The following is a 15067-nucleotide window of genomic DNA, read 5'->3' on the forward strand; positions in this document are numbered from 1 at the left end:
TGCCAGTATCACCGGCAGCTACGGGTTGGATCAATCCCGCTTGAAACCGTCTGCCATTGTGCTTGCGATGGAAAGATTGGGAACTGAAAGCAACGCAGTTTTACTCATTCCGCTGTTTTGAAGGCTTTCTGGGCAGGCATCGTCATTGTGTCAGCGTTCGACGACGATTGGGCTTGATGCAGCAAAGACGTAGATTTTAGACCACTGCTATGAAAAGCCTCGCATCGCTTCGCGAGGGGATCTTGGTCCCCTGGCTAGTCCTGGTACCAGTTATTGGTCTGCTTATCGGTGGCGGCTGCGCTGTGAAGAAACAAACCGCGCCAGTCAAATTCACCCCCGAGGCCCCACCCGCGTTCACCGGCGGTGGCCAAGTCGTACCGCCGGATCAGTGGTGGGTGACGTTTGAAGATGAAGGCTTGAACCGTCAAATTGACCAGTTGTTCGATGGCAGTTTCACCCTGGCTACAGCGATTCAGCGTCTCAACGCGGCGCGAGCGGTTGCCCGGCGTGAAGCTTCGGATCTGTTCCCGGACCTCAACGGCGTCGGTTCGATCGGCAGCACCTTTGGCCCTGGAAGCGACAGCACCAGCTACACCTGGGGATTGGACGCGTCCTATCAAGTTGACTTGTGGGGGCGAATCGAATCGCGGGTCCAAGCGGAGCAGTTCCGTGCCGCAGCAACGCATGCGGATTACCACGCGGTTGCGTTAGCGTTGACGGCAGAAGTCGCCACGACGTGGTTTTCGCTGATCGAGGCCAACGCACAATTGGCGTTGCTCGACGACCAAATCGAAACAAATCAGATGGGCTTGCTGTTGCAAGAGGCCAGCTTCGGACAGGGGTTGATCCGCAGTCCAGACGTTTTGCGGCAACGACAGCTGGTCGAATCAACCCTGGAACAGTCCGTCGTTGTCAAAGCCCGGATCGAGGTTCTGGAACATCAATTGGCCGTTTTGCTGGGCGAGATGCCGCAGACCGCAGCCTATCGAACAGGCCGCCAGCTGCCCGGTTTGCCTCCCATGCCCGATACTGGCTTGCCGTCGGAGCTGCTTTGCCGGCGTCCCGACGTCCGCCGAGACTATTTGGCGTTTATGGCGGCGAACAAAGATCTCGCTTCGGCGATCACGGACCTGTATCCCCGCTTGAACCTGACAGGTTCGCTGCTGAATTCGGCGGAGAAGCCCGAAACGCTGTTCAGAGACTGGTTCCTGTCGATCGGCGGCCAGTTGGTCGCACCACTTTTGGACGGCGGTCAGCGGCGCGCCGAGATTGACCGAACGAACGCCCTGGTGCGCCAGCGATTCAACGAATACGGCGACACCATGCTGAACGCGTTTCGTGAAGTCGAGGACAGCCTCGCACGAGAAAAATACCAGCTTGAGCGGCTTACACACCTCCGTGCCCAAACCGAATTGGCTGGACAGGCCGCCGAGCAGCTTCGCGAGCAGTACTACATTAGCGACGCCGACTACCTTGACGTGCTCAGTGCGATTACCGCCGAACAAAGGTTGCAGCGCGAAACTTTGACAGCTCAATTAGAATTACTGCTGATCCGCGTGTCGCTGTACCTTGCACTTGCGGGTGGCTTTGAACCCCGACCTCAAATCATTATTGAAATAGAAGACGTCACCGACTCAAGCGAATCGCAAATCGGACCTCAGGAAATCTCGCAGATCAACGGTTTGCAGGATGGGATGAATGGCCAGCCGATGTTGGAGATTTCCGCACCTGGAAATGCCAACGATTTCGAAGAGTTACTTAAATCGGTGAACCGTCTTCCCGAGACCGATTTAGATGACTGATGAATCGAATCCACGTATCGTCTGGCGATTGTTACGTTTCTTAGGCAATGTTCTTGCCTGTGCCGCAATTCTTGGTGCTTCGATTGCCGCGATCATCGTGATCAATCGTACCGAGCCCACGGCGGAAAAAATCACCGCGACTCGAAAGTCGTCCGCTTTGGTCGAGACCGTCACGGTAACTCGGGGAACGTACTCGCCGAAGCTAGTGGTCCTTGGGAAAGTTCAGCCGGCGCAGGATATCACGCTAAGTCCTCGGATTCGTGGCCAAGTGATCGAGCTGTCTGCGAATTTCGTTCCCGGTGGAATGGTTAGCAAAGGCGACTTGCTGTTGCAGATCGATCCTGCCGACTTTGAAAATGCACTTTCAATCAGCCAAAGTGAACTTGATCAGGCGCAGGCATCGCTTGAGATCGAAGAAGGGCGGCAGAGCTTAGCCAAGAAAGAACTGGCTCTGCTAGAAAATACGATCAAGGAAACGAACCGATCGTTGGTGCTTCGTGAACCACAAATTGCTTCGATCCGTGCCGAAGTCAGTGCGGCCGAAGCGGCGATCGAACGAGCGAAATTGGATCTCGATCGAACAAAGATCCTCGCGCCTTTCGACGCGCAGATCCTAACCCGTTCGGTTAATGTGGGCTCCCAGGTGGCGACCGGTGATGAGCTTGCTCAGCTGGTCGGTGTCGACGAATATTGGATCATCGCTGCGGTGCCTGTCCGCAGCTTGCAATGGATCCAGTTCCCAAAAGAAGGCACGGACGGATCCAAAACAGAGGGCTCGTTGGTTCGTCTGCGGAACCCAGATTCTTGGCCGGAAGGTGCCGAGCGAATGGGGGTGGTTTCTCGGATGATCGGATCACTGGACCAGCAAACTCGATTAGCACGAGTCTTAGTAACGATCGCTGACCCGTTGGGCCAACAAGCTGATGCACCGCCGCTGATTTTGGAGACCTTGATCGAAACTGAAATCGAAGGCAAACCGATCCCAGATGTGTTTCGATTGGAACGAAAGCTGGTTCGTGAATCCGACAAGATTTGGGTGATGAAGGATGAGAAGCTTGAGATCCGTCAGGCCGAAGTCGTCTTTCGCGATGCAGAGTATGCCTACGTTTCAGCTGGGCTAGACGAAGGCGATGAAGTTGTCAAAACGACGCTGGCGACTGTCGCCGAAGGTGTCGGTCTAAAGAAGATTAACGGCGATGACTCGGATCAGCAATCTGACAACGATTCTGATGTCGAGGTAGGGTCTTGATCATGGTGACTTCTCACACCGAAACCAGCGAAGACACTTCGCTTCAGAACGAACCGGCAGCCGATCAAACGACGCCCCGGTTCCGCGGGCCGATCGCCTGGATGGCTCATAATTCGATCGCCGCAAACCTGTTGATGTTTATTTTGCTGGGTGGCGGAATCTGGTCGGCATTTGCGATTCAGAAAGAAGTCTTTCCGCAGTTTCAGCTCGACGTTGTCGAAGTCAGTGTCGGATATCCGGGGGCTTCTCCTGAAGAAGTCGAACAGGGCATTTTGCGCCCCATCGAGGGCGCCATCCGCGGCGTGGAAGGCATTCGTGAGATCACCAGCGAGGCCCGCGAAGGTCGCGCGCGTGTGATGATCGAATTGGTTGCCGGTCAAGAACGCATGAAAGTGTTCCAAGACATCGACCAAGCTGTCAATCGGATCCGCACGTTCCCTGATCAAATCGAACAGCCCGAGGTCAGGTTGCAGTCGGAGCAGCGCGAAGCGATGCAAATTGCCTTGTATGGTCCGATCGATGTTTGGGCACTGCGCAAGCTGGCGGAACAGCTTCGCGATCAACTGCAGGCTCACGAGCAAATCACGCAGGTCGAACTGCGCCGCGTACCGGCCTATGTGACACACATCGAAATTCCACGCCAGCGTTTGCGTGAATACGGTTTGACGCTTTCCGATGTCGCGAATGTGATCCGCAGCAGCAGTCAGGATGTACCCGCCGGATCGGTGCAAACCAACGCGGGAGAGATCTTGTTGCGTGTGAAGGCTCGTAAACAATGGGCCGAAGAATTCGCTGCGATGGAAGTCGTCAGCGGCCGCGACGGACCAGCCGTGACACTCGGTGAAATCGCCAGCATACGCGACGGATTTGAAGAGGTCGGTTTCCACTCGCAGTTCAGCCAAACACCATCCGTTGAGCTGGATATCTTCCGCACCGGTTCGCAATCACCGAGTGATGTGGCCAATGCGGTTGCCGAGACCATGGAAGGTTTCGAATCGGTGCTGCCCCCGGGCGTCAAGTGGCGGGTGGATCGGAACAACGCAGAGGAGTTTCGCAGGCGGCTTAACTTGGTGATCGAAAACGCGATCATGGCTGTCGTGATCGTTCTTTTGATTCTGGCGCTGTTCTTGGAATTTCGCTTGGCCTTTTGGGTGATGATGGGAATGGCGGTTTCGTTCATCGGCGGCTTGCTGTTGCTGCCGGTCGCTGATGTCAGCGTCAATATGATTTCGCTATTCGGCTTTCTTGTCGTGCTGGGAATCGTCGTCGATGACGCGGTTGTCGTCGGTGAGAACGTTTATGAGAAGCGGTTGGAGACTGGGGATGACGAGCGTGCTGCGATTGAGGGTACGCGTGAAGTCGCCGGTCCGGTTGTCTTCAGTATCCTGACGAACATCGTGGCCTTCGTGCCGTTGATGTTCATCCCGGGTGAAACCGGAAAGTTCTGGGGGCCTCTTCCCGTCGTGGTGATCTTGGTCCTTTCGCTTTCGCTGATCGAGTCACTCTTTATTCTGCCGGCACACTTGGCGCACGCTCGCAAGGCAGGTCGCAAAGGAGGACTCGGCGGCTTCTTGCATGGTGGCCAGCAAGCGTTCAGTCGTGGATTCAACAGGCTGATCGAAGTCGCGTTTCAGCCGGTGCTACTGTTGTGTTTGCGATACCGATACGTCACCGCCAGTATCGCCCTTGGGCTTTTCTTGATTGTCACCGGGTACGCCACGAGCGCGCACATGGGGATGATTCTGATGCCGGAAGTCTCCGCCGATGAGATCGAAGCAGGGGTGCGGATGCCTGTCGGAACCACGCAAGCTCAAGCTGCCGAGATCGCCGATGCGGTCACCAAAGCCAGTTTGAAAATGTTCGAAGAGCACGACCTTTACAAGGTCGCCGAGGGCATCAAAACGAACGTCCGTGGCCAGAGCTTTATCGATGTCGAGATCGTGATGAAGCCGCCGGATCAGCGTGACATGACCGCGAAAGAAGTCATTGATCTCTGGCGTGATTCGATCGGAGATTTGCCGGGGGTGAATCAGGTGACGTTCGAGGCCGAAAGCGGCCCGGGCGGCTATCGACGCGCGATCAGTATTGATCTGAGCCACAGCGATATCAGCGTTCTTGAAAAAGCTTCGCAGACGCTGGTCGAGCGGTGCGAAAGCTTTGCGAATGTGCGTGATGTCAGTGACAGTTACAACAAAGGCAAAGTCCAGTACGACTTTCGATTGCGTCCCGAAGGTCGCGCGCTCGGTTTGACCGATGAAGAACTGGGCGATCAGCTTCGCGGGGCTTTCTTTGGTTCACTCGCGCTGCGTTTGCTGCGTGGGACAAACGAAAACGAAGTGCGGGTGAAACTGCCCGAAGACGAACGGGAGGACATCTACAGCCTGGAGGATCTGATTATCCGGACACCTTCCGGAGTCGAGGTTCCGTTGCTGGATGTCGCTGATGTTGAGCAGACACTCGCTTTCCGCTCGATCGAAAGACGCGACGGCAGGCGAGTGATCAACGTTTCGATGGATGTCGAGCCAAAACGTGCGGTCACTCAGGTTATCCAAGCGCTTCGCAACGATGTGCTGCCCGAACTTCGTGAAAGCTACCCCGGGATCACGTGGAGCTTCGAAGGTAGCGATGCCGAAATGCGGCAGGCCACTTCATCACTTTGGGGATCGTTCGGATTGGCCCTAGCGGTGATTTATTCACTGCTGGCGATCGCCTTCCGTGGCTACATTCAACCACTGGTTGTTTTGGTGGCGATTCCCTTTGGCGTCGTTGGTGCAGTCTTAGGACACATTGTGCTGGGCTACGATATTTCGCTTGTCAGCCTGATGGGTGTGATCGCGCTTTCGGGGGTCGTGATCAATGATTCACTGATCATGATCGACTATGCAAATCGTCGTAGGAAAACTTGCTCGGCTTATGAAGCGATCTCGCAAGCGGGCGTTCGTCGCTTCAGACCGATTCTGTTGACAACGCTGACCACATTTGGCGGATTGGTCCCGCTGATCTTCGAAGATTCGTTGCAGGCACAGTACATCATCCCGATGGCGATCTCGCTAGGATTCGGCATCCTGTTTTCGACAGCCATCATTCTTGTGTTGGTGCCTTGCCTATACCTGATTCTCGAAGACATTCACGTGCTATTCACTGGTCGTCCGACGGTTCCGAGTGAATCATGACGCCTTGGCGGATGAATGATCGTCCGCGGTGTTTCAGTAGGCAGCGAACTCTTCATGCTCAGTTCGCACGGTGATGTCGCCACGTCCTGGGATGATAAAGACTCCCAAGATCATTGCAGCCAGCGTCACCGTGTGGATCAACCACGCGTCGTGCAAACCGGCTACCGTTCGAAGGGTAATCAAGCTTGTCACGATCAGCGTTGTGATGAAGCGGCGTTCTGCACGCACGAGTTCTTCGCCAACAGACAGCTTCGTTGATAGGAGCGCCCACAGCCCAACCACTGGCAGGGTCAGTGCGATAAACACGTTTGTGATTTCAATTGGGCTCATATCGACGATCCATCATCCGAAGAGAGAAGAGACATCCTTTTCCAAAGCATCCCAGGAGACCGCATAACACGGAAAGTGCGACTTGAGCCTTTCTTGTCGGAATCTGGGATTTAGTCAGGTTTTTGAAGCGATGCGACTCCGCATCGCTGTTGACGCTCTCGATAAGTTGCACTTCCCGTGCCAGCAAACGCTTCGCTTGCCGGCGATGGGACAAAATGAGACTCAAATCCTTCAAAAACCGCGTTCTAAAGCGATTTTATTAGACGCGAAGCATAATTCCGATCGCTTCGAGGTAACGTTGGACCGTATCCGGATCGACGTCGCGCCATCCAGATGACTTATGTCGCAAGATGGAAAGTTTCATCGATTCGACGGCATCGGAAAGGTCGCCAGGTAGCTCCGGTAGCCCCATGAAAGGCTGGACGGGGTCGGTCGGGCGTTCGTCCGAATCTGCGTCGGCTGATTCGGCGGTTTCGCCACCTGCAGTAGCGGTTGCCTGACCCGCCATGGTTTGCAGCTCTTCCTCTTCGCCAAAGTCAGGTCCTTCGGGAACTGGTCCCGTGGCGACGGGAGACCCATCGTTGTCGTACTCTCGGGAGTTACGATCACCTTGGGCTGGCTCGTTGAACGTCACATCTTCGTCCGTGTCGACTTCAACGATTTGGCTTGCCGTTGGGCGGTTGCTTTCGACGGCCCCTTCCGCTTTCCAGCGGCTTTCTCGCATCGCGGAGATGCTCCATTTTTCCTTGGAGGCTCCTTCGAGCCACATTGGAGCGTCTTCCCAGTCGAGCGCGGCTAAGAAGTGACTCCAGTAAAGTCCTTCATAGCTATCGTAGGTGTCATTGAAACGTTCGTAGACACGTCGAAGGCGTCCGACGTGTGGGGACGTGACTCCACCGACCCTTCGTGACCACGCTTCATCGCTGTATTGGGTCGCGTCAACGCCGGAGGCTATCAGTTTTGCTCTCCACTCGCTGATGATGCGGCCTTTTTCCCAGTTGGTCGTGCTGATCAGTTTGTTCCACAGACCGACATAGGGTTCAGCCAGCTCGCTGGCGCGTTCAAGGTCTTCTTGGCTGATTGCTTCGGGGGATTGGTCAGCGTCTTCCCAAGCGGCTCTGGCCGCATCCAAATCCTCGTCTTGGATCGCTTCGGCGACGGGCTGTTCGGGAGTCTCTGACATGGACGATTCGGATTGTTCTGTATTGGTTTCCAGCGAGCCATCGGCTGCTTCCGGCAGCGGTTCGGTTGCTTGTGCAACCTCATCGGTCACTGGTGAAACTGAGTCTTGATCAACCGGGATGGCGTTTCCGTTGAATTCTTCCTGATCCATCGTGGCGGCGAGTTCCTTGGAGAAAAAAAGAAGAAACGATGAACTTCGATATAGGTCACGTACGCTATCCGATCCAACGTGAAACAGGAAACGCTGTTGGCTTTGTTCCGCTGCGACACCGCGATTTCCAAGTCGCAGACACCAACTGGGCAAAGTTTGACATGTGGAAACTCTGTCGACCTTTGCCAGCCCCAGGCTACAATTGCAAAACTCCCCTCATCCGAGCGTGTCAAGCTGCCCCCACACCGCTCGTGCTCAGCGAAGCGGTACTCGTACTTCGACAACGGCCAAAAATCACGCCGACGAAAAACCAACGCGACCCTGGGACTTCGAGTACGAGGAAACGAGTACCGGCTGAGGCCTGAGTAAGAGTACGATTTTGGGCAGCCAAGCGGTGCTCGCCTTCAGTCCACGGCACTGGTACTCAGACCGCAGTCGTTTTTCGCTTTCGTTTCAACAGGCAGCAAGATGAGAGCAACATCAACGGAGCCACAATTGACGGTTCCGGAATCGCGGTGATCTGCACGGAATCAGCCAAGGAAGTGAGCGTTGACCATTCCGAACTCGAGACGTTTGCCCAACTGCTGACGCTGTCGTAGGAAATGTCTCCCACATTTTCGTTGTAGATCGATCGATAGATCACAAGACTAGCTAGGCGAGATCCTTGTCTGGAAGCGTGATAATTATCCGAGGCGTAAAGAAATCCATCAAAGCCACCTTGTTCAAAGGCGTCGCCGACAGGGGCAACTTCTGCCACCGACTGACCGATGGCTTGGTTGATTGCCTCGCTCGCTAAGGCATAGTTGTCACGAATCTCAGCTTGCATTGCTGCAGGGTTGGCGAACGATGGGTTGGTGCCAGAGTAAAAGCTGTGGGGTGCCTCACGTGCCCATGTTTCGAACAAAATGATTCCCGCATCGGATGCTGTTGGAAAACTACGGAGCAGATTGCTCATCGCAACCGCGTCAGGAATGAAATCCGTTGCGGGTGACTGCAAATGAGTCGCCTCGGTGCTGTATCCCTGCAGAATCGCAAAGTCGAACTGACCCGCACCGATCGCTGACGACAACACATTGTTTTGTGGTGCCGAATTGACTTGGCCGATGTGGTAATCGAGATCTTGCCCGCCAGCCAAATCGGCGACGATCGTTGGACGAGCCTTACCATCTGCCTCCGCAATTCGACCCACCGCATTTGGCACGTTGTCGCCGATGGTGAAGCTGTTTCCGAAAAACAGCAAGTTCAACGGGTCTTCCGCAAAACTTTGGTTCGTCGCCGCAGCGAATGTGAACAAAAGCGAGAAAACGCAGACGTTCAGACGAACGAGTTGAGTAAAGGGAGGCATCGGCAGAGGCGAGCTAGCGGAAGGTGGGGAGACAACTTACGGCCAAAAGACGCCCAACGCGGCTGTGTGTTTTCAACCGCGTTGGGATATCGTTGGTACTTGAAGAGGCTTAGCGTTGACGAGAGCGTCGACGCACAAGACCACCAATGGCGATCGTTCCCAAAGCAAACAATGAAGATGGTTCAGGAATGGCTGTGACTGACGTGATCGTCATCCCGCCCAGATAGAAGAATCCATTGCCATTGTCGTTGTTGGCACCTGGACCAATTACCAATTGAATCTGACCCAGTGCATCTGGAGTGATTCCACCGACGAAGGCTGTCTCGGAAATGTTGTTAGAAACTGCCAACGAGGCTGATCCGGTGTTGCCACCCGTCAATGAGTAGGTGGTTTCGCGATTGTCAGAGACACCAGTACGCGATGCGTAAAAGGTAAAATCGTAAGTGGAGTTTTGATCGAGGTTTTGGAAGGTCCAGAGAACTTCTGGAAAGATGCCTCCCCCAAACGTCGAAGTATTCCCGTACCAGCTATTCCCTGTCACCTGTGCTGGAAATTCCGGAGGGATACCAGCGGCGGTCGAGCCGTTGCTGTTGATACCGTTAAACCGATCGGTGTCATCGGTGATCAGATCGATGCCTGTCGCGTTACCTTCCGAATCGATCATTCCGATGATGTCAGCATCAGGAGCGCCCATCACGTTCCAATTTGCTGGAGCTGTTGATTGCCCACCTTGGATTTGAACAATTGCAGCTGTTGCTGGAACCGAAAGCCCCAGAGATAAGGCGAATAATAGACAAGTGCTGAAGAGGCGTTTCATGCAGAAACCTCGCGAAGTCGAAGATTTAACAGTTAGATAATTCACGCGGAATTTTACAGAGGGGTTGAATGGTAGCCCTGTGCGAACGGTTCTGCAAGTTTCGCATTCGCCGGATACGGTGGTTTCTGCAGCCATTGCCAAGATCGCCGGCTAATCAAACGAAGGCACTTGCCGATTCCGCCACAGCTAGCCGAACAGGTGTGCATTCTTGGCGAAAATGCGCAGAAAAGATGTATTCGACGCCTTCGATTTAGAAGTGGCTTGGTTGGTAAACACCGAGCCGTTTTTACTTGATCGCGCTATCGCTCACGCAAAGATGGCTTTCGCGACTTTGCCGGCGACGTCGGTGAGTCGAAAGTCGCGACCGGCGTGCCGGTAGGTAAGACGTTCGTGATCGATGCCCATCAGATGCAGTAGCGTGGCATGCAAGTCGTGAATGTGCATCTTGTCTTGCTGGGCGTAGTATCCATAGTCGTCGGTCGCGCCATACGCGAAGCCACCTTTGACACCACCGCCCGCCATCCACATCGTAAAGCCGTGAGGATTATGGTCACGTCCGTTGTTGCCTTGTGCCGTGGGCGTTCGACCGAATTCGCCTCCCCATAGCACCAGCGTATCCTCCAACAACCCTCGTTGTTTTAAATCGGTCAACAAGCCAGCGATCGGCTTATCGACTTCGGCAGCGTTCTTGGCATGGCCCTGATAAAGGTTACCGTGTTGGTCCCATTGAACTTCGCTATCACTGTGCGTGACCTGAATAAAGCGAACGCCCTGTTCCGCAAAGCGTCGCGCCAGCACGCATTGATGACCAAAGTCGGCGGTCACGGGGTCATCCAGCCCATAAAGAGCTTGAGTTGCTGCTGTTTCGCTAGATAAATCTTGGATCGAAGGCATCTCCGTTTGCATCCGAAAGGCCAACTCGAATGACTTCAATCTGCCTGACAGTTCTTTGTTCGATCCGGTGATCGCGATGTGTTCCTGATTCATTGCCGAGATGAAGTCCAGCTGTCGACGCTGCTGCTCGATCGACAACTCCGGATGTCGCATGTGTTCAATTCGCGATCGTGACGCAAGTTGGCTCGCGTTCCCGATGGGAGTCCCCTGGCAGTGCGCCGGAAGGAACGCCGCGCCCCAGTTATTTACACCGCCATGTGCAAGGGTGGGGCAGATGGTGATAAACGCCGGAAGGTTTGAATTTTCGCTTCCTAGTCCGTAGACCAGCCAGCTGCCCATACTCGGTCTTACGAATTGATCCGTCCCAGTGTGCAGCTTTAACGAAGCACCACCATGTGCCGGGTTGGTTCCGTGGACCGATCGCAGCACGCAAAGCTGGTCCGCATGCTTGGCGACGTTTGGAAAAAGCTCGCTAACAGGCAGTCCGCTTTCGCCATGGCGATGAAATTTCCAAGGGCTTCTTAGAAGGTTGCCTTGTTTGGCAAACGTGACGCGAGGCAAGTCGAAAGGCAGCGGTTTGCCGTGGTCACGATCTAGCAAGGGCTTTGGGTCAAACGTATCGACATGCGATGGCCCGCCTTTCATAAAAAGAAAGATGACTCGTTTCGCACGTGGCAAATGGTGTGGCCGGTCGAGTGAGGAAGACGCTCGACCCGCATTCACATCATCGGCGTTAGCGGGTCCTGAAGTCGCCAGCATGGACGAAAACGCCAGATGCCCAAAACCGACCGCACATCGTTGAAGCAATAAGCGACGATCGAATGAAGCGTTGGGCTGTGAAGGTCTCTGCATAACGTGCCTCATCGAATGTACATAAACTCGTTTGCCGCAAGCATGCTTTGGCAGAACATTGCCCAGGCTTGCCTTTCAGAGTCACTCGCTTCTTTGATAAACCGCATGGCGCGGGCAGACTCAGTTTCCGAGGGAGGACGACCGAAGGCAACTTGATACGCCGAAGCGATACGTTGCTGATTCGAAAGTTCGCTCGCCAGTAGTTGCTCAGCCCAATCTTCGCTAGCTTGAACGACCAAAGGGCTATTCATCATCAACAGAGCTTGAGGTGCAACGATCGATTGTTGGCGATGTCCTGTCGGTGTCGTGGGATCCGGATAGTCAAACTGCGTAAAGAAGCTGTAGACATTGTTGCGGATGACCGGTAGGTACAGGGCACGTCGGTGACTGTCGTATTTTGTGTGGTCGATCGAGGTGTGATCAAAGACGAACTGACGATTTCGAAGCGGTACCGTCTTTCCGTCAAGCTGCCGATCGAGTCCGCCGGTGACAAAGTAAATTGAATCGTGAATCGATTCCGCGGACAGTCGTTGGACGTTGGCGTGAGAATGCAAACGGTTTTCTGGGTCAGTCGAAATGTCCGCTTCTGCGGCTGGCTCCGATCGCATCTGATAAGTGCTCGAAAGCATGATCAGCCGATGCAACTTTTTGACGGACCATCCCGAACGCATGAATTCGATCGCCAGCCAGTCCAGTAGTTCCGGATGGCTGGGGCGATCACCAAGCAAGCCAAAGTTTTCGGTGGTCATGACCAAGGGTTGTCCGAAGTGCCAGCCCCAAACGCGGTTGACGAAGACGCGTGCGGTCAAAGGGTTTCGAGTGTCGGCCAGCCATTGTGCCAACTGCAATCGACCGCTTTGGGTTGTTGGAAAAATTGGACGCGTTCGGCTGACTCGCAGCCCATCGGGCAGTTCACGTTTGACTTCGTCGCCAAGGTTCAAATGGCTGCCGCGAATGTGAATCGGAACAGATTCCATGGTTGCCTGTTCGCTGACACCCATCAACGCCGGTTCGTCAGGAGCTTTACTTTCGAGGACTCTTGCGATTTCCATCAAGCGGTTGTATTCGGCAAGCGTTTCGCTATCGAATGCAAATTGAGGTTGGGCCGGAACAGCGATTAGGCCTGTTGTATCGGCAAGTGCTTCTTGAGCAGCCTTGAAGAGGCTTTCGGGAATGGTGTCTGAACCACCTCTGTTTTCCGATTTGGATTTTGATGCGAAAGCTGCTCGGTAATACTCACGAAGTTGTTCGAGGTCTGTGCTGCTTTGATCTGATCGCTGATTGAATTGATGCCAGCGTTCGAACAACGGATCCGCGCGGTGAAACTGCAAATGGCGTCGACAGTGGTGAAGAATGTGAGGGTGCAGTCCCAACGTCGATGTAATCGATTGAATTTTCGTCAACGAGTCTGATGGTTGGATTTGTAACGCGGCGACTAAGTAATCGGCAACGTTTTCACGAGCCTTGTCGCGAAGTGCAGCGATATGCTTGTTTTTGAAACTCGTTGCGGCTTGTTTGGCTTTTGCGATATCGGCGTCGATGGTCACGAGTTTCTGTAGTTCCGCCGGGCTAGCGATCGAGTGTTCGTACCAATGCTTAATCGCACCGGTGTTTGTGTTGCCGAATGTTTTCGTGCTTTTGAAGATTGCCGCGAGCGCGTAATAGTCCTTTTGTGTTAGCGGATCGAATTTATGATCGTGACAACGGGCACATCCGAGCGTCATTCCTAAGAAAGCTTTGCCAAGCGTGTCGATCTGTTCGTCAATGGTGTCCATCACCAGTTTTTCACGATCAGGCTCGGCCAGCACTTTTGCGCCGAGTGCCAGAAAGCCAGTCCCGGCGATCGTGTCCTGGTCAGCGCCGCGAACCAAGTCTCCGGCGATTTGTTCGATGACAAATTGATCGTATGGTTTATCGGCGTTGAAGGATTCGATTACATAGTCTCGATACCGCCAAGCGTTTCCTAAAGCCAGGTTTTCATCCAAGCCGTTTGAATCGGCGTAGCGAGCAACGTCCAGCCAGTGCCTTCCCCAGCGAACGCCATAGCTTGGGGACGCCAGCAAACGATCGATAAGCTTTTCAATGGCGTTGTCATCGGGATCTTCGACAAATGCCTGAACCTGTTGCTCCGTCGGCGGAAGTCCGATCAAGTCAAAGTAGATTCTTCTGATCAAGACTCGCTTGTCAGCCTTCAGCGACGGCTTGATTCCATTCGCTTCAAGCTTCGCAAGGATGAAGCGATCGATGGGGGATTGAAGCCACTGGGCGTCATGCATGACAGGAGGCGACTGTGCGTGCGGTGCTTGAAAAGCCCAGAATCTATCGGCTTGCGGATCGATCAGTTGTTCATCGGTGGTCGTCACATGGACATCGACTAGTGAATCAGAACGCGGGTCTGGCAATCCAAGCTGAATCCATTTTTCGAAGACTTGGATCTCGGAGCGATCCAGGCGGTTCTGGGGAGGCATCTGCAAAGCTTGGTCCTGGTAACGGACTGCATGAAGCAGCAGACTTTGATCGGGAGCCTTCGCAACAGCCGCTGGACCCGAATCACCTCCCGACAGAATCGCAGCTCTTGAGTCCAGCGAAAGCCCTCCATCGTGTTCTTCGGCCGAATGACACTCGAAACATCGTTCGATCAGTAGGGGCCGAACTTCGCGTTCGAAAAACTCGATCTCAGCACGCGAGAATTTCTCCGCCGCAGTAACTGAATCGGAATTCGTTGTGGTGCCAAATCCGACACAAACGAACACAGCAACGGCCATCCAACGAGAGGACATGGGATGCTCGTTTTGGCAGGTGGGGGGATTTGTGGGGGCGAGCCAGAAATTTTTAGGGCGAGCCCCGAGGTGGGAGTGATTTCTAGTTTACCGTTCCTCGAATCGCCCAGCATTGAATCGCCCTGCATTGAACTCCGATTTCTATCAGGAAACATTAGCCGAAGTCCGGTGCGAATCAGAATGACAAGCAACGAGTGTGTTTTTTGCAAATTCATTGCCTTGTTCCCTCGGATCAAGGGTTTCTGGCAACGAAGTTGCTATCGCGGTGTGCTGACAGATATCACGTCCAAACAGATCGATTATCGACCAATTGAAAACGATACGGAGGAGCTTGGACGCAAATGGACCAACCGACCTGACAATCCGTGGTCACGCAAAAGGAAGCGAGACGACTTGAAAGTGCCTCTATTTCCGAATTCGCAGTTAGGCAAAGCTTTGCGCATGCACGTCAAAGACCGCCTGCCGAACATGACCAATCGCGATCGAGATGAA

9 protein-coding genes are annotated in these 15067 nt (G+C 54.1%); 3 read left to right on the forward strand and 6 right to left on the reverse strand.

Annotated features, from left to right (window positions below; all coding sequences use genetic code 11):
- Positions 1–209 precede the first annotated feature (209 nt).
- From LOC67_RS22015 to LOC67_RS22025, 3 genes are all read left to right on the forward strand, one after another.
- Positions 210–1802 carry an efflux transporter outer membrane subunit gene (locus LOC67_RS22015; protein WP_230264970.1) on the forward strand — a complete coding sequence of 531 codons (1593 nt, stop codon included), beginning with the start codon at positions 210–212 and terminating at the stop codon, positions 1800–1802.
- Positions 1795–3051, forward strand: coding sequence for an efflux RND transporter periplasmic adaptor subunit (locus tag LOC67_RS22020; protein ID WP_230264971.1), 1257 nt, complete (start codon positions 1795–1797; stop codon positions 3049–3051). The genes LOC67_RS22015 and LOC67_RS22020 overlap by 8 nt, the downstream gene beginning before the upstream one ends.
- A 101-nt stretch (positions 3052–3152) precedes the next feature.
- Positions 3153–6224: an efflux RND transporter permease subunit gene (locus tag LOC67_RS22025; RefSeq protein WP_315861083.1), complete on the forward strand. Its 3072-nt coding sequence runs from the start codon at positions 3153–3155 to the stop codon at positions 6222–6224.
- A 33-nt stretch (positions 6225–6257) separates the two neighbouring features.
- Here the strand turns inward: LOC67_RS22025 and LOC67_RS22030 are convergent, their stop codons facing one another.
- From LOC67_RS22030 to LOC67_RS22055, 6 genes are all read right to left on the reverse strand, one after another.
- Positions 6258–6554: a hypothetical protein gene (locus LOC67_RS22030; RefSeq protein WP_230264973.1), complete on the reverse strand. Its 297-nt coding sequence runs from the start codon at positions 6552–6554 to the stop codon at positions 6258–6260.
- A 259-nt stretch (positions 6555–6813) separates the two neighbouring features.
- Positions 6814–7887 carry a hypothetical protein gene (locus LOC67_RS22035; protein WP_230264974.1) on the reverse strand — a complete coding sequence of 358 codons (1074 nt, stop codon included), beginning with the start codon at positions 7885–7887 and terminating at the stop codon, positions 6814–6816.
- A gap of 424 nt (positions 7888–8311) precedes the next feature.
- Entirely contained in the window at positions 8312–9232 is a 921-nt protein-coding gene (locus LOC67_RS22040) for a PEP-CTERM sorting domain-containing protein (protein WP_230264975.1), read from the reverse strand.
- 109 nt (positions 9233–9341) lie between these two features.
- Entirely contained in the window at positions 9342–10049 is a 708-nt protein-coding gene (locus LOC67_RS22045) for a PEP-CTERM sorting domain-containing protein (RefSeq protein ID WP_230264976.1), read from the reverse strand.
- A 306-nt stretch (positions 10050–10355) separates the two neighbouring features.
- Positions 10356–11795: a DUF1501 domain-containing protein gene (locus LOC67_RS22050; protein ID WP_230264977.1), complete on the reverse strand. Its 1440-nt coding sequence runs from the start codon at positions 11793–11795 to the stop codon at positions 10356–10358.
- An 8-nt stretch (positions 11796–11803) separates the two neighbouring features.
- The gene (locus tag LOC67_RS22055) at positions 11804–14575 is read right to left on the reverse strand and encodes a PSD1 and planctomycete cytochrome C domain-containing protein (RefSeq protein ID WP_230264978.1); all 2772 of its coding nucleotides are present in this window, start codon (positions 14573–14575) and stop codon (positions 11804–11806) included.
- Positions 14576–15067 lie beyond the last annotated feature (492 nt).

The sequence above is a fragment of the Stieleria sp. JC731 genome (assembly GCF_020966635.1).
Classification (GTDB): domain Bacteria; phylum Planctomycetota; class Planctomycetia; order Pirellulales; family Pirellulaceae; genus Stieleria.

Coding starts and splice junctions, on each gene's coding strand:
- LOC67_RS22015 (WP_230264970.1), top strand. CDS start 210: ATGAAAAGCCTCGCATCGCTTCGCGAGGGGATCTTGGTCCCCTGGCTA.
- LOC67_RS22020 (WP_230264971.1), top strand. CDS start 1,795: ATGACTGATGAATCGAATCCACGTATCGTCTGGCGATTGTTACGTTTC.
- LOC67_RS22025 (WP_315861083.1), top strand. CDS start 3,153: ATGGCTCATAATTCGATCGCCGCAAACCTGTTGATGTTTATTTTGCTG.
- LOC67_RS22030 (WP_230264973.1), bottom strand. CDS start 6,554: ATGAGCCCAATTGAAATCACAAACGTGTTTATCGCACTGACCCTGCCA.
- LOC67_RS22035 (WP_230264974.1), bottom strand. CDS start 7,887: ATGGATCAGGAAGAATTCAACGGAAACGCCATCCCGGTTGATCAAGAC.
- LOC67_RS22040 (WP_230264975.1), bottom strand. CDS start 9,232: ATGCCTCCCTTTACTCAACTCGTTCGTCTGAACGTCTGCGTTTTCTCG.
- LOC67_RS22045 (WP_230264976.1), bottom strand. CDS start 10,049: ATGAAACGCCTCTTCAGCACTTGTCTATTATTCGCCTTATCTCTGGGG.
- LOC67_RS22050 (WP_230264977.1), bottom strand. CDS start 11,795: ATGCAGAGACCTTCACAGCCCAACGCTTCATTCGATCGTCGCTTATTG.
- LOC67_RS22055 (WP_230264978.1), bottom strand. CDS start 14,575: ATGTCCTCTCGTTGGATGGCCGTTGCTGTGTTCGTTTGTGTCGGATTT.